Source organism: Rhodococcus sp. 06-462-5 (genome assembly GCF_002258315.1).
Taxonomy (GTDB): domain Bacteria; phylum Actinomycetota; class Actinomycetes; order Mycobacteriales; family Mycobacteriaceae; genus Rhodococcoides.
The window spans coordinates 157,868-172,244 of sequence record NZ_NOYD01000050.1; the positions used below are offsets into that span (position 1 = coordinate 157,868).

Below are 14,377 nucleotides of genomic sequence, written 5' to 3' on the forward strand. Positions count from 1 at the left end.
GTCTCGCCGCCGTGCTCCTCGTCGCCGGACTTCTGGTGGCCTGCTCGGCGAACACCCCCGGCGCAGGACCCGCGGACTCGATCGGCCCCCGCACCGCTGTCGTCGACGATCCGAATCCGGAACCGATCGCCGACGATCCGGCCGAGGTACTGCCCGTCACCGTGACCGGATTCGACGGCGTCGCCGTCACGGTCACCGACAACAGCCGCATCGTCGCTGCCGATCAGTACGGCACGCTGGCCGAGACCGTCTTCGCGCTCGGACTCGGTGACAACCTCGTCGGGCGTGACACCTCTGCCGCATTTCCCGCGGCCGAGAACGTGCCCGATGTCACCCCGACCGGCCATTCTCTGAGCGCCGAAGGAATTCTGGCGCTGTCGCCGACCGTCGTCCTGACCGATACCAGTATCGGTCCGCGCGCTGTGCAGGATCAGATCCGAGCCGCGGGCATTCCCGTCGTGTTCTTCGATCCCACCCGCACTCTCGCCGGCGTCGCGACCCAGATCGAGGCCGTGGCGGCCGCCCTCGGTGTCCCCGATGCCGGTGCCGCCCTCGCCGAACGAACGAACGCCGAGATTTCGGCAGCGGCGAACGAGACACCCGAGTCCACCGAACCGCTGAAGATCGCGTTTCTGTACATGCGCGGGCCTGCCATCAAGATGCTCGCCGGGCCCGGTTCGGGAGCGGATGCACTGATCGAGGCTCTCGGAGCCGAGGACGCCGGTGTCGAATCGGGTCTGACCGAGCAATTCGTGCCGGTCACCAGCGAAGCCCTGATCGCCGCAGAACCCGACGTCATTCTGATGATGACCAAGGGCCTGGAATCGATCGGCGGAATCGAGGGTCTCGAGCAGATCCCCGGTATCGCCCAGACACCCGCGGGCCGAGAACGCCGGGTGGTTGACATGGACGACGGGACCATCCTCAGTTTCGGCCCGAACACGGGAAAGGTGTTGGGCGCACTGTCGAAGGCCGTGTACGACCCGGCGTCATGACGAACCGCACACGCGCCGAACCAGCCACGGGCAGAGGACGGGTTCTTGCCACCTTCGGAGCCCTGGTCGTTGCACTGGTGGGCCTGGCATTGATCTCGGCCGTCGTGGGGCAGGTGCCGACGACTCCGCTGGAAGTGCTGGGCAGCCTCGCGAATCGGGTGGGACTCGACATCGGCCCGATGCCCTCACATCCCAGCGGCGAGGTGACGCTGTGGCAGGTCCGGTTCCCACGGCTGACGCTGGCAATTTTTGTCGGCGCGTGTCTGGGCTGCGCGGGTGCGCTGCTCCAGGGGGTGTTCGCCAATCCACTGGCCGAGCCGGGTGTCGTCGGGGTCTCCTCGGGCGCTGCCGTCGGGGCCAGCTCGGTCATCGTGCTCGGCGGCAGCTTCGCGGGAGTGTGGAGCGTGGCTTTCGCCGCATTCGTCGGCGGGCTCGTCACCACGGTCGCCGTGTATTTCCTCGCTCGCAACGCAGGCCGCACCGAAGTGGTGACGCTCATCCTCACCGGCGTTGCAGTCAACGCCTTCGCCGGCGGTGTCATCGCGTTCTTCACCTTCGTCGCCAGTCCCGCCGCCCGCGATCAGATCGTGTTCTGGCAACTGGGGTCGCTCGCGGGCGCAACCTGGCAGTCGGTGGCGGTGGTCGGCCCGCTCGCGCTGCTCGGAATCGGAGCCTCCCTGGCGATCGCCCGCCGACTCGACCTGCTTGCGCTCGGTGAGAACGTGGCACGCCATCTGGGAGTGAACGTCGAACGACTCAGACAGTTCGCGATCGTCGTCGTCGCCCTGCTGGTTGCGTCCGGGGTCGCGTTCACCGGAATCATCCTGTTCGTGGGTCTGGTGGTTCCGCACGCCATGCGGATGGTGCTCGGCCCCGCGCATCGACTCCTCATTCCGGCCAGCGCCCTCGCCGGGGCGGTCGTGCTGCTTGCTGCCGACCTCGTGACGCGGACTCTCGTCGCGAACGTCGACCTGCCACTCGGCATGGTGACCTCGCTGGCGGGTGCCCCGTTCTTCTTCTGGCTGCTTCGCCGTACCCGTGCTCGCCAGGGCGGTTGGGCATGATGGGGCGCACAGCCCGCCGCGACATCCCGGTCATCCCTGAACCGGGTTCGAACACCCTCGTCGCCTGCGGAGTCTCCGCACGGCGTGGAGACGCGACGGTGTTGTCCGACGTCCACCTCGACGTGGTGGCCGGCGAGATACTGGCGCTGGTGGGACCCAACGGCGCAGGCAAATCGACGCTGCTGTCGGTCCTGGCGGGAGACACCGAGCCCAGCGCCGGATCGGTGCTGCTGGGCGACGAACCGCTGTCCCGCATCCGCACGGTGGACGTGGCCAGGCGACGCGCTGTGCTGCCCCAGCAACACAGCGTCGGATTCGCGTTCACGGCCGGCCAGATCGTCCGGATGGGCCGAGCCCCCTGGGTCGGTACGCCGGCGGCACGCACCGACGACGACCGCGTCGCCGCAGCCATGGCCGCGTGCGACGTAGCGGAGTTCTCGCATCGACCGTTCGCATCTCTCTCCGGCGGCGAGCAGGCCCGGGTCGCGCTGGCTCGCGTCATCGCCCAGGACACCGCGACGATCATGCTGGACGAGCCCACCGCAGCACTCGACCTGGGACATCAGGAGTCGGTGATGGCCGTGGTGCGTTCACTCGCCGCCGCGGGCCGCGCCGTGGTCGTCGTGCTGCACGATCTCGGCCTCGCGGCGGCGTACGCCGATCGCGTCGCGATCCTGGACTCGGGTGAACTGATCGCAACCGGTCCGCCGCGCGAAGTGCTCACCGCCGAAAGGCTGGCCCGGGTCTATCGACACCCCGTCGACGTGTTCGATCATCCCGACACGGGCGAACAGCTGGTGGTTCCCCACCGTGTCAGAAACCCTCCAGCACGGAATTGACCCGGTTGAAGAAGGACCGCACTGCCGTGGTGTCCCGCTGTGACGCATCGGACAGCTGCTGCGCGTGGGCGACCGCATCACGCACCACCCCGACGATGCTGCGCTCGTCCGTCAGATCTACCTCGGTGACCGAATGCTCGGCAACCGCTTCGACCTCGGACCGGTCCGGTACAGGAGATTGCACATCGGCGCGGTATATCTCCACGTAGAGGGTGCTTCTGTGCACCCGAAACGCGAACGCCCGGCCGTCGTCGGTGCGCCCGAAGCCGTTCGGATGCGTTCCCGCGTTCACTTCCTCGATGACGAAGTGTGTTTCCTCGGTTCCCACGTCCACTCCCATGTCGTGCACTCACCTCGGACGATCACGCTACCGCGTCCTCGGACTCGACCGGACGGCAGCAGATCCGGCGCGGTCGATTTCGCCGAGATCGCCGCACGCTGGTACAGATGTGGCAGCGCCTACACCGGCAGCATCTTCTCGAGGAAGTAGGTTCGGCCTCATGCGAACACCGTCGGCTCGTTCGATTCGAGGGGCAGTCGCGTCCGCGCTCGCCGTCGTCACGGTCCTGTCGGTCGGCGGGTGTTCCAGCGACGACGAGAACGCCGACGACATCTCCGTCGAACCCCGACCGCCGGCGGAGTCCCCCGAGGCGACGGTCACCCCCGCCGGAACCGTCGGTCCGTTCGCGCCCGTGGACGCCCTCACCTTCGACCCCGTCACCCGCACCCTGGTGGCGCTCACCGACGCATCGACGACGGTGACTCTGGTCCGCGACGGAGCCACGGCCGAGACCCAGGTGGTCGACCTGGGCTCTACGGGAGCAGAACTCGTCGCCGGACGCGACTCGACCGTGCTCGTCCCGATGGACGGTGCCGTCGCGAGAATCGCCGTGGCGGATGGACAGCGCACCGACCTCACGGTCGACGCCGACGCCCTGTCCGCAGCCGACCTGCCCGACGGCACGACGGCCGTCGGGGACGGCACCGGAGCGGTCCGCGTGCTCGACGCGAGCGGTCAGATCACCGCCACGGTCTCCGGCGGCAGCGTGACCTCGGCAGATTCTCTGGCCAGCACACCGAACGGGGTCTCGGTTCTCGATCGTCGTCAGACGTCGGTGACCGACCTGGATCTGGACGACGGCACCCTCGGAGTGGCCCTGCGCGCAGGCGAAGGTGCTGCGGAGATGACCAGCGACGAGTTCGGCCGTCTACTGGTCACCGATTCGACCGGGACCGAGTTGCTCGTCTTCACCTCGCACGATCTGCTGATGCGACAACGGTTTCCGGTCGGGTCGCAGCCGTGGGCGATCGCCTACGATGAGCAGTCCGGTGTCGCATGGGTGACGCTGCCCGCTCTCAACGAGGTGGTCGGGTACACACTCGACACCGGAATTCCGGTCGAGGCCAGGCGGTTGGCCACTGTGCGGCAGCCGAATTCGGTTGCCGTCGACGCCGACACCGGCGACCTGTACGTGGGATCGGCAACCGGCGACGGTCTGCAGCGCATCCCCGCTGCGGGTCGCTGAGCTCGAAGCAGGAGTGGAGCCTGCAGGAACGACCGATAGGGCAGGAGTGAAGCCTGCAGGAACGACCGTCAGGGCAGGAGCGGAGCCTGCAGGAACGACCGATAGGGACTGAGGAGGCATGTGAACGCACACGAGGGTTCGGCACCTGGCCGCGCGAAGATGCCCGTCGGATGGGAAGTGTCGCCGTCCGATGATTGGGAGTACGTGCCGTTGCGGTTGCCGCCGGATGTGACCCGTGTGACGGCCTCGATGCGTCTGGCGATTCAGGCGGAGTTCGGCGGCTGGGAACTGTCGCGGGTTCGCCTCTACACCGATGGCAGCAGGCGAGTGCTGCTCAAACGCAAGAAGACCGCGCATCACATCCCTGAGCCGGGAATCTGAGCGTCTCGCAGTACTGTTCTGACCGCACGATCGTCGAATCACAGCATGAGTTCGACCGAGCCAGATCGACCGGAGAGAAGACCGTGGGAGACCGTCTGTACCGCGTCCTGTTGCGCCTTATGTTCCTCGTGCCACCGGAGAGGATTCACCACCTGGCGTTCGGTGTGCTTCGCGCGGTCGCCGTCGTGCCTCCGCTCCGCTACCTGGCACAGAAGATGTTCGTGGTCGACGATCCCCGGCTGCGCTCGACGGTGTTCGGCGTCGACTTCCCGGCCCCGCTCGGTCTCGCGGCCGGCTTCGACAAGAATGCCGACGGAATCGATGCGTGGGGGCCGATCGGATTCGGTTTCGCCGAGATCGGCACAGTGACCGCGCAGAGCCAGCCGGGCAATCCGACTCCGCGACTGTTCCGGTTGCCCGCGGACCGCGCCATCGTCAACCGCATGGGCTTCAACAACCACGGTGCCGACCACGCCGCGCAGCGTGTCCGTGCCAGGCGCACCGGTATCCCGATCGGTGCCAACATCGGCAAGACCAAGATCGTCGAGCCGGCCGGTGCTGCCGCGGACTACACGGCCAGCGCCCGGCTTCTGGGCCCGTTGGCGGACTTCGTGGTCGTCAACGTCAGCTCCCCCAACACCCCTGGCCTGCGTGACCTCCAGGCCGTGGAATCGCTGCGGCCGATCCTGGTGGCGGTGCAGTCCGTGGTGACGGTTCCGGTACTGGTCAAGATCGCCCCCGACCTGTCCGACGAGGACATCGACGCCGTGGCCGATCTGGCCGTCGAACTCGGTCTCGACGGGATCGTGGCCACCAACACCACGATCTCTCGCACCGGTCTGCGCACTGCCGCCGACGTGGTCACCGCAGCAGGAGCAGGCGGCCTGTCCGGTGCTCCGCTGGCCGACCGCTCGCTCGAGGTACTGCGACGCCTCTACCGCCGAGTGGGTACGCGTCTGACGCTGGTCTCCGTCGGCGGAATCGAGACCGAGGCGCAGGCATGGGAACGCATCACCGCGGGGGCGTCGCTGGTGCAGGGCTACACCGGGTTCATCTACGGCGGCCCGTTGTGGATCAAGAACATTCACCGCGGACTGGCCGCTCGGCTCGAGCAACACGGGTTCGCCACGATCGCCGACGCGGTGGGCTCGGCGAACAAGCCCTGAAGCGTCGGGTGTCGGGAAATGGGTTTCCGACACCCGACGACCGAGCTCAGGCCTCGTAGATGCCGGTGAGGACCGCACGACCGATGGCGTGCGAGAACAGATTGAAGCCGAGGTAGGCCGGGGTGGCCGTCTCGTCCACTTCGAGCCGTTCGACGTCCACCGCGTGAACCACGATGAAGTACCGGTGCGGGCCGTGGCCTGCGGGCGGTGCAGCACCGATGTAGCGGAACAGTCCTGCATCGTTCTTCAGCGTCACCGCGGTGCTGGGTACCCCGGTCCCGCCGTCGTCGCCCGCGCCGGACACCAGCGATGTCGTCTCGACGGGGATGTTCGCCACTGCCCAGTGCCAGAAGCCGGATGCCGTCGGCGCGTCGGGGTCGTAGACGGTGACGGCGAAGCTCTTGGTGCCCTCGGGGAATCCGGACCAGGACAGCTGCGGGGAGTTGTCGTGTCCACCGGCTCCCATGATCCCACTGACCTGCTGAGCGGCCAGTGTCTTGCCGTCCTCGACGTCCTCGGACGTCAACTCGAAGGACGGTAGGTCCGGAAGCGAGTCGTATGGGTTGTACGCCACGATGGTTCCTTTCGTATCAGCTGTGCAGCAAGAAGTGTTCGAGTACCTGTGTACCGAACTCCAACGATTCCACGGGTACTCGTTCGTCGATGCCGTGAAACAACGCCGCGAAATCCAGTTCCGGCGGCAACTTCAGCGGAGCGAAGCCGAAACAGCGAATACCGATGCGCGCGAATGCTTTTGCGTCGGTGCCACCGGAGAGCATGTAGGGAACGGTTCGACCGTTCGGATCGTGAGCCAACACTGCGTCGTTCATCGCATCGACGAGATCACCGTCGAAAGTGGTCTCGTACGGTTCCAGTTTCGTGATCCACTCGCGTTCGACGTTCGGGCCGATCAACTCGTCGACCTCCTTCTCGAAGGCAACCTGCCGCCCCGGCAACACTCGGCAGTCCACCACTGCCGTCGCCGTCTGCGGAATCACGTTGGCCTTGTAGCCGGCCGAGAGCATCGTCGGGTTCGCGGTGTCACGCAGCGTCGCTCCGACGATGCGGGCGATGCTGCCGAGCTTGAGCAGGGTGCCGTCGATGTCCGGTGACGTCGGGTCGAAATCGAGCCCCGATTCCTCCGAGACCGCCTGCAGAAACTGCGAGACCGATTCGGTGAGCACCAGCGGGAACGTGTGATTGCCCAGTTTGGCCACTGCCTCGGCGAGGTAAGTCACGGCGTTGTCGTCGTGCAGGAACGATCCGTGCCCGGCTCGCGCCTTTGCCGTCAGCCGCATCCACGCCAGGCTCTTCTCCGCCGTCTCGACCATGTAGAGCCGCTTCTCGGTGCCGTCCGGGCGGGCGACGGTCAGTGAGAACCCGCCGACCTCGCCTACTGCCTCGGTGACGCCCTCGAACAGATCCGGTCGGTTGTCGACCAACCAGTGCGATCCGTACTTGCCGCCCGCCTCCTCGTCCGCCAGGAACGCGAACAGGATGTCGCGGGGTGGGACGGTTCCGTTGGACTTGAACTGGCGGGCCAGCGCGAGGGCCATGCCGACCATGTCCTTCATGTCCACTGCTCCCCGGCCCCACACGTACCCGTCCTCGACGGCCCCGGAGAACGGATGCACGCTCCAGTCGGCGGGTTCGGCGGGCACGACGTCCAGGTGTCCGTGAACCAACAGCGCGCCGCGAGAGGAGTCCGCTCCGCGCAGCCACGCGAACACGTTCCCTCGACCGGGGGCACCGGATTCGACGTACTCCGTCTCGTAGCCCACCTCCTCCAGCTTGCTCGCCACCCACTCGGCGCATTCCTTCTCGCGGACCGTGGTCTCGAGCTCTCCCGTGTTCGAGGTGTCGAAACGGATCAGGGAACTGACGAGATCCACGACTTCGTCGAGGGCAACGGTGGCGTCGATATCGGTTGTGTTTCCGGGGTTGCTCACATCGTTGGGCACACGTCGTTCCTACCACCAGAATCCGCTCCGGGCACCATGAGAAACGGCCTCGAGCACGAACTGACGTGGGGATTTGGGTTATCGGGAACCCGTCGGATAATCTTACGCAGCACACAGCGGCCGGCTGTGAAAGCAACAAAAGAATATGCGGCAGAGGTCGCACTTGTCCGAGTGGCGGAATGGCAGACGCGCTAGCTTGAGGTGCTAGTGTCCTATTAACGGACGTGGGGGTTCAAGTCCCCCCTCGGACACCGTCTGAAAGATGTAGCCAGACAGAGATTTTCACAGATCTGAGTTGAGACAGACGAAACGGACCCTGATTCTTCGGAATCGGGGTCTTTTTCGTTCTGCACTCGCTTCGTTCGGCTCGAAGGGGCCGATGCTAGGAGACCGACGATGAACGCGATCGACCCGACCGATCTCGAGACGTGCCTGCGCGTGCTGAAGCAGGCCGCAGAGCTGGACAAGAACCATCCCGATTCGATCGCTGTGCAGCGCGCGTCCGGTGCCATGTTCAAGGACCTCAAGCGTGCTCGACGCGTCGCCGCGCGCAATGCCGTCAACGCGGCCGACCGTGCCGTCGTCGCCGCCACCGCAACAGGATCGCCTGACCGGATCGACGACGAGACAGCAGGGCTGTCCCTCACCTCTCGTGCCGAGGGAGACATCGCAGGCACGCTGATCAAGGCCCGTCCCTGCTACATCTGCAAGCAGCGATACACCCACGTCGACTCGTTCTATCACCAGCTGTGCCCGGAGTGCGCGACGCTCAATCGCGGCAAGCGCAACGCTCGAACCGACCTGTCCGGCCGGCGGGCGTTGCTGACCGGTGGTCGGGCCAAGATCGGCATGTACATCGCGCTTCGCCTGCTCCGCGACGGTGCGCACACCACGATCACCACTCGTTTTCCCAACGATGCCGTACGGCGCTTCGCCGCGATGGACGACAGCGACCAGTGGCTGCACCGCCTGTGCGTCGTCGGTATCGATCTTCGCGACCCGGCTCAAGTTGTGGCACTTGCCGATTCGGTCGCGGCCGAGGGTCCGCTGGACATCCTGATCAACAACGCCGCACAGACCGTCAAGCGCTCCCCCGGTTCCTACAGTGCTCTGGCCGATGCCGAAGCCGAACCTCTGCCTGCGGCGCTGACCGAGGGCGCAGGACCGCAGCGGATCACGTTCGGCAAGACCAGCGATGCGCATCCTGCGTCGCTCGCGAGTTCGTTGCCTGCCACCGCGATCGGCGGCAGGCCGGCCGCTGCACTCAGTGCCGACGACGTGGCCTCGTTGGCCATGGTGGCCGGTTCCGTGACGGCCGAGAGGATCGAGAGCGGGCTCGCCATCGATGCCGGCGGACTGGTACCCGATCTCGCCGAGACCAACAGCTGGATCCACACCGTCGAACAGGTGGACCCGGTCGAACTGCTCGAGGTGCAGCTCTGTAATTCCGTTGCACCCTTCATCCTGGTCTCGCGGCTCCGCACCGCGATGGAAGCCTCGGACGCGCGACGCAAGTACGTCGTGAACGTCTCGGCCATGGAGGGCCAGTTCGGCCGCGCCTACAAGGGACCGGGTCATCCCCACACCAACATGGCCAAGGCCGCACTGAACATGCTCACGCGCACCAGCGCGAAGGAGATGCTCGAGAGCGGAATCCTGATGACCGCCGTCGACACCGGTTGGATCACCGACGAACGACCACACCCCACCAAGATGCGGCTCGCCGACGAGGGTTTCCATGCTCCACTCGACCTGGTGGACGGTGCTGCTCGAGTGTACGACCCGATCGTGCAAGGAGAACTCGGAGTGGATCTGTACGGCTCCTTCCTCAAGGATTACCAGCCGTCACCCTGGTGATTTTCGCGTGCGTCCCCCTCGGCGAACGCCGACTGCGATACTCGTAGGCCGAAGTCGTTGCGCGCGAGCGAACGGCCCTTCTTCACGCACCGATAGGCGGTCACCATGGGCGAGGACGTCGAGCGCCGTAAGTTCACCCGGCAGGACCGGCACGAGTTTCGCCAGAAGGTCCAGGACTGTCTCGACGCGCTGGCGATCATGCTCGCCGACGAGACCTTCCACGTCGGCGAACCGCAGATCGGCATGGAGATCGAGCTCAATCTCGTCGACGACGACATGGAGCCGTCGATGGCCAACGCGGCGGTGCTCGACGCCATCGCCGACCCCGACTATCAGACCGAGCTCGGCCAGTTCAACATCGAGATCAACGTCGACCCTCGACCACTGCGCGGTGCCTCGATCGCCGAGTTGGAGACGGACCTGCGCAGATCGCTCAATGCAGCGGACGAACGCGCCCGCACCTCGGGTAGTCGTCTCGCCATGATCGGCATGCTCCCGACTCTGGACGAGGAGCACTTCGAGCACCGGTGGCTCTCGGCGAATCCGCGCTACGACCTGCTCAACCAACAGATCTTCGCCGCGCGCGGCGAAGACATCGAACTCAGGATCGGCGGAGTCCGGCTGCCCGGTGCCGCGGCCGCCGAGGACCTCGACATCGTGACCGACACGATTCTCCCCGAGGCAGCCTGCACGTCGGTTCAGCTGCACCTGCAAGTTGCTCCGGACGAGTTCGCGTCGTATTGGAATGCCGCGCAGGCTCTTTCGGGCGTACAGGTGGCACTCGCCGCCAACTCGCCGTTCTTCGCCGGTCGCGCGCTGTGGCACGAGACTCGCATTCCGTTGTTCGAGCAGGCCACCGACACCAGACCGCAGGAGCTCAAGAATCAGGGAGTCCGGCCGCGGGTGTGGTTCGGCGAACGGTGGATCACCTCGATCTTCGATCTGTTCGAGGAGAATTCGCGCTACTTCCCTGCGTTGCTGCCCGTCTGCAGCGAGGAGGACCCCAAGGCAGCGCTGGCCGAGGGCAAGACACCGTCGCTGTCCGAACTGCGCATGCACAACGGAACCGTCTACCGCTGGAACCGGCCGATCTACGATCGGTCCGGCGACGGCCACCACATCCGGCTCGAGAACCGCGTTCTCCCGGCGGGACCGTCGGTGGTCGACACTCTCGCCGACGCGGCGTTCTACTACGGCACCGTCCGCGCGCTGGCCGACGCCGACCGCCCGCTGTGGTCTCAGATGTCGTTCGACGCGGCCGAGGAGAACGTGCACTCCGCCGCCCGCGGCGGGTTCGATTCGATGCTCTACTGGCCGGAGGTGGGCTGGGTGAGTCCGCAGGAACTGGTGCTGCGTCGACTGTTGCCACTGGCCGACGCCGGGTTGGCCGCCTACGGCGTGGACGCGACCGTCCGCGACCGATATCTCGGGGTGATCGAAGCGCGGTGCCTGGCCAAGCAGTCCGGCTCGGTGTGGCAGCGCAACGCCGTCGTGGCCCGTGAACGCGCCGGTGAGAAGCGCGATCGCGCACTCGCCGGAATGCTCGGTGACTACGTCACGCTCATGAATGCCGGAGAACCCGTGCACACCTGGACGAACTGACGGCGCGTCGACTCGCCGGGGTGACCCGCGTTAGTGTCGCTGGTATGAACTCGCCTGCATCCGACTCGACCATCGGCCCCGATCGCACTCACGACATCGTCGTCTACGGCGTCACCGGCTTCGTCGGGAAATTGACGGCCAAGTACCTTGCCGAGCACGCACCGGCCGACACCCGGATCGCCCTCGCAGGGCGCTCGCGGTCGCGGGTGGAGGCTGCGAGGAAGGATCTGGGCTCCAGGGCTCAGCAGTGGTCCGTTCTCGAGGCCGACGCCACCGACGTCGCATCACTCGAGGCCATGGCCCGATCGACCGAGGTCGTCATCACGACCGTCGGACCGTACGCGAAGTACGGCTTGGAATTGGCGACCGCGTGTGCCGAGGCCGGGACGGACTACGTCGACCTCACGGGCGAGGTCCTGTTCGCTCGAGAGAGCATCGACACCAACCACGAGATCGCTCAGCGCACCGGAGCTCGCATCGTCCACTCGTGCGGCTTCGACTCCATCCCGTCCGACATCGGCGTACACGCCCTGTACGAGGCCGTGACCGCGGACGACGCCGGTGAGCTGACCGACACGACCCTGGTGGTCACGTCGATGTCCGGTGGGGTCAGCGGCGGCACCATCGACTCGCTGCGTGGGCAGATCGAGGCGATGAAGAAGGACAAGCGGGCCCGACGCATCGCCGCGCGGCCGTATTCGCTCAGTCCCGATCGCGGTCTCGAGCCGCAGCTCGGTCGCCAACTCGACACCGTACTGATCGACGGCAAGAAGATCGACCCGAGCCTGCGCGGTTGGAAAGCACCGTTCGTGATGGCCTCGTACAACACACGAGTCGTCCGGCGCACCAACGCACTTCGCGACTGGGCCTACGGAAAGCAGTTCCGCTACAGCGAGGTCATGAGTGTCGGCTCGTCGTTCGCCAGCCCCGTCCTCGCCGGTGCTCTGTCCGCGGGGCTGTTCGTCGGCGTGTCGGCGATGACTGTGCTTCCGGCCAAGGTCCTCGACCGCATTCTGCCCAAGCCGGGCACCGGCCCCAGTGAAAAAGCCCGCGAGAAGGGACATTTCACGGTCGACCTGTACACCCTCACCACCTCCGGCGCGCGCTACCGGGCCCGGGTCAAGGCCTCGGGAGACCCCGGCTACAAGGCCACCGCGGTCATGTTGGCCGAGTCGGCACTCGCGCTCGTGCACGGTGGCGACGCCCTGCCCAAGGCCAGCGGAGTGCTTACTCCCGCCACTGCGATCGGCGACGTCCTCGTGGACCGTCTCAATGCCGCCGGAATGGAGATCTGGGCCAAGAGGAACTGATCGACGGCCGCTACGACCGCGCGGAGGCCGAGGAGACCTCGGAATAGAGCTCCTCGGCTTCCTTAGTCGAATCCACCTGAGGCGGTGAGCCTTCCAGAGGCTGAGTCGCGGACTCGCGCAGAAATCCGACGGCGACGAGGCCGACGAGACCGCTCACGACGAGGTAGTACGCGGGAATCATCGGGCTACCCGTTGCGCTGACCAGGGCCGAGGTCACCAACGGCGTCGTACCTCCGAAGATCGACACCGACAGATTGAACCCGATCGAGAGCGCCGCGTAGCGAATCCGGGTGGGAAACAAGGCCGGTAGGGTCGATGCACTCGGTGCCGCGAAGCAGGCCAGAACGAGGCCGAGAAGCAGGCACGCGATCAGCGGCCCCATCCACCCGCTGCGTTGCATCAACAGGAAGCACGGCACAGCCAGCACGATCTGGCCGATGGCACCGAAAACGAACACCGGTTTGCGACCGATCCGGTCCGTCAGTCGTCCGACGGCGACGATGATCGACACGACGACCACCATCGCCGAGAGCACGAGAAGATCGGCACTGAGCTGACTGCGACCGACGACCTCGGTGAAGTACGTGGGTAGATACGACGTCACCATGTAGTTGGTCACGTTGTACAACAACACGATTCCCATGCAGATCAGCAACGCCCGCCAATGACCGGTGAAGATCTTTCCGATCGAGCTGCGACCGCTCTCCTGCGCCTTGACCTTGTTGTCGTGTTCGTCGAGTTGCTTGCGAAACGCCGGAGTGTCCTCGAGTTTCAACCGAAGATACAACCCGATCAGGCCCATCGGACCGGCGATGAAGAACGGTATGCGCCAGCCCCATTCGACCATGGTGGCGTCGCCCAGCACCGCGTTGAGGATCGTCACCAGGCCCGAACCCATGGCGTACCCGACGAAGGTCCCGAAATCGAGCCAACTCCCGAGAAAGCCACGCCGCTTGTCCGGGGAGTACTCGGCGATGAACGTCGTGGCACCGCCGTACTCGCCGCCGGTGGAGAAGCCTTGGACCAGGCGCGCAACGAGCAGAAGAATCGGTGCCCAGATCCCGATGGTGGCGTAGCTGGGGATGAGCCCTACGGCCAGAGTGCCGATCGCCATCATGATCATGGTGGCGGCCAGGACCTTCTGCCGACCGATCCGGTCCCCGAGAGGTCCGAAGAACAGACCGCCGAGCGGACGAACCACGAACGCTGCCGCGAACGTGGCGAACGTCGAGATGAGCTGCACCGCAGGCGTGGCATCGGGATAGAACACCTTGCCCAACGTTGCCGCCAGGTAGCCGTAGACACCGAAGTCGAACCACTCCATCGTGTTACCGAGCGCAGCTGCCGACACGGCACGCTTGAGCATCGGCTGATCGACGACGGTGATGCTCTCCTCCGAGAGGGCCGGCTTCGTGCGCATCCGTTTCGAGAACGCAACGCGGCGAAGATGCTGGACGTGACGGCGTCCCCACGCGGTCTGCTCTCGGTCCGGTTCGAGACTGGGCAATGATCTCATTCCGTCAACGTTAGCCAGACAAACGATTCGTATTCAAACGGCAAAGGTGGAAATCGACGCTCACACCTCGACGAATGCCCAGGTGGGCAGGCGCAGCGACGAATGTGCCACACCGCCTTGACAATCCAGGCATTCCGGTCGATGCGGACAGGTGTTTGCG

13 protein-coding genes and 1 tRNA gene are annotated in these 14,377 nt (G+C 65.9%); 10 read left to right on the top strand and 4 right to left on the bottom strand.

What is annotated here, in order from left to right:
- Positions 1-32 precede the first annotated feature (32 nt).
- Genes CH251_RS22385 through CH251_RS22395 form a run of 3 tightly spaced genes read left to right on the top strand, consistent with a single transcriptional unit; the run spans position 33 to position 2,898 of the window.
- On the top strand, positions 33-995 hold the full coding sequence (locus CH251_RS22385; RefSeq protein WP_373454984.1) for a hemin ABC transporter substrate-binding protein: 963 nt from the start codon (positions 33-35) through the stop codon (positions 993-995).
- Positions 992-2,059 (top strand): iron ABC transporter permease, encoded by a 1,068-nt coding sequence (locus CH251_RS22390; protein ID WP_094615133.1) that lies wholly within the window; start codon positions 992-994, stop codon positions 2,057-2,059. Before CH251_RS22385 ends, CH251_RS22390 begins: the two co-directional genes overlap by 4 nt.
- Positions 2,056-2,898, top strand: coding sequence for a heme ABC transporter ATP-binding protein (locus tag CH251_RS22395; RefSeq protein WP_094615134.1), 843 nt, complete (start codon positions 2,056-2,058; stop codon positions 2,896-2,898). Before CH251_RS22390 ends, CH251_RS22395 begins: the two co-directional genes overlap by 4 nt.
- Here CH251_RS22395 and CH251_RS22400 read toward each other — a convergent pair.
- On the bottom strand, positions 2,873-3,238 hold the full coding sequence (locus CH251_RS22400) for a hypothetical protein (RefSeq protein WP_094615318.1): 366 nt from the start codon (positions 3,236-3,238) through the stop codon (positions 2,873-2,875). The genes CH251_RS22395 and CH251_RS22400 overlap by 26 nt on opposite strands.
- A 160-nt stretch (positions 3,239-3,398) precedes the next feature.
- On the opposite strand from CH251_RS22400, the gene CH251_RS22405 reads away from it, so the two are divergent.
- From CH251_RS22405 to CH251_RS22420, 3 genes are all read left to right on the top strand, one after another.
- Positions 3,399-4,424 (top strand): YncE family protein, encoded by a 1,026-nt coding sequence (locus tag CH251_RS22405; protein ID WP_094615135.1) that lies wholly within the window; start codon positions 3,399-3,401, stop codon positions 4,422-4,424.
- 159 nt (positions 4,425-4,583) lie between these two features.
- A complete protein-coding gene (locus CH251_RS22415; protein ID WP_032377864.1) occupies positions 4,584-4,805 on the top strand; it encodes a DUF5703 family protein in 222 nt (73 codons plus the stop codon).
- Between the two features lie 95 nt (positions 4,806-4,900).
- Positions 4,901-5,971: a quinone-dependent dihydroorotate dehydrogenase gene (locus CH251_RS22420; protein WP_094615319.1), complete on the top strand. Its 1,071-nt coding sequence runs from the start codon at positions 4,901-4,903 to the stop codon at positions 5,969-5,971.
- 46 nt (positions 5,972-6,017) lie between these two features.
- On the opposite strand, the gene CH251_RS22425 is transcribed toward CH251_RS22420, so the two are convergent.
- Together CH251_RS22425 and CH251_RS22430 are read right to left on the bottom strand one after the other, a co-directional pair.
- Positions 6,018-6,545 carry a YbhB/YbcL family Raf kinase inhibitor-like protein gene (locus CH251_RS22425; RefSeq protein ID WP_032398050.1) on the bottom strand — a complete coding sequence of 176 codons (528 nt, stop codon included), beginning with the start codon at positions 6,543-6,545 and terminating at the stop codon, positions 6,018-6,020.
- Between the two features lie 16 nt (positions 6,546-6,561).
- On the bottom strand, positions 6,562-7,893 hold the full coding sequence (locus CH251_RS22430; RefSeq protein WP_094615320.1) for a M20/M25/M40 family metallo-hydrolase: 1,332 nt from the start codon (positions 7,891-7,893) through the stop codon (positions 6,562-6,564).
- Positions 7,894-8,097: 204 nt separating this feature from the next.
- Here CH251_RS22430 and CH251_RS22435 point away from each other — a divergent pair.
- The 4 genes from CH251_RS22435 (at position 8,098) to CH251_RS22450 (ending at position 12,701) form a co-directional block, all read left to right on the top strand.
- Positions 8,098-8,183: transfer RNA gene (locus CH251_RS22435), tRNA-Leu, on the top strand.
- A gap of 145 nt (positions 8,184-8,328) precedes the next feature.
- On the top strand, positions 8,329-9,789 hold the full coding sequence (locus tag CH251_RS22440) for an SDR family NAD(P)-dependent oxidoreductase (protein ID WP_094615137.1): 1,461 nt from the start codon (positions 8,329-8,331) through the stop codon (positions 9,787-9,789).
- A 105-nt stretch (positions 9,790-9,894) separates the two neighbouring features.
- Positions 9,895-11,391, top strand: a complete 1,497-nt coding sequence (locus CH251_RS22445; RefSeq protein WP_094615138.1) for a glutamate-cysteine ligase family protein — start codon at positions 9,895-9,897, stop codon at positions 11,389-11,391.
- 44 nt (positions 11,392-11,435) lie between these two features.
- A complete protein-coding gene (locus CH251_RS22450) occupies positions 11,436-12,701 on the top strand; it encodes a trans-acting enoyl reductase family protein (RefSeq protein ID WP_094615139.1) in 1,266 nt (421 codons plus the stop codon).
- 10 nt (positions 12,702-12,711) lie between these two features.
- Here the strand turns inward: CH251_RS22450 and proP are convergent, their stop codons facing one another.
- Positions 12,712-14,217: a glycine betaine/L-proline transporter ProP gene (proP, locus tag CH251_RS22455; RefSeq protein ID WP_094615140.1), complete on the bottom strand. Its 1,506-nt coding sequence runs from the start codon at positions 14,215-14,217 to the stop codon at positions 12,712-12,714.
- Positions 14,218-14,377: the final 160 nt, after the last annotated feature.

What these genes read in the sequence shown, in the direction of transcription:
- CH251_RS22390 (WP_094615133.1), top strand. Translation starts at nt 992, where the DNA reads ATGACGAACCGCACACGCGCCGAACCAGCCACGGGCAGAGGACGGGTT.
- CH251_RS22395 (WP_094615134.1), top strand. Translation starts at nt 2,056, where the DNA reads ATGATGGGGCGCACAGCCCGCCGCGACATCCCGGTCATCCCTGAACCG.
- CH251_RS22400 (WP_094615318.1), bottom strand. Translation starts at nt 3,238, where the DNA reads ATGGGAGTGGACGTGGGAACCGAGGAAACACACTTCGTCATCGAGGAA.
- CH251_RS22405 (WP_094615135.1), top strand. Translation starts at nt 3,399, where the DNA reads ATGCGAACACCGTCGGCTCGTTCGATTCGAGGGGCAGTCGCGTCCGCG.
- CH251_RS22415 (WP_032377864.1), top strand. Translation starts at nt 4,584, where the DNA reads ATGCCCGTCGGATGGGAAGTGTCGCCGTCCGATGATTGGGAGTACGTG.
- CH251_RS22440 (WP_094615137.1), top strand. Translation starts at nt 8,329, where the DNA reads ATGAACGCGATCGACCCGACCGATCTCGAGACGTGCCTGCGCGTGCTG.
- CH251_RS22445 (WP_094615138.1), top strand. Translation starts at nt 9,895, where the DNA reads ATGGGCGAGGACGTCGAGCGCCGTAAGTTCACCCGGCAGGACCGGCAC.
- CH251_RS22450 (WP_094615139.1), top strand. Translation starts at nt 11,436, where the DNA reads ATGAACTCGCCTGCATCCGACTCGACCATCGGCCCCGATCGCACTCAC.
- proP (WP_094615140.1), bottom strand. Translation starts at nt 14,217, where the DNA reads ATGAGATCATTGCCCAGTCTCGAACCGGACCGAGAGCAGACCGCGTGG.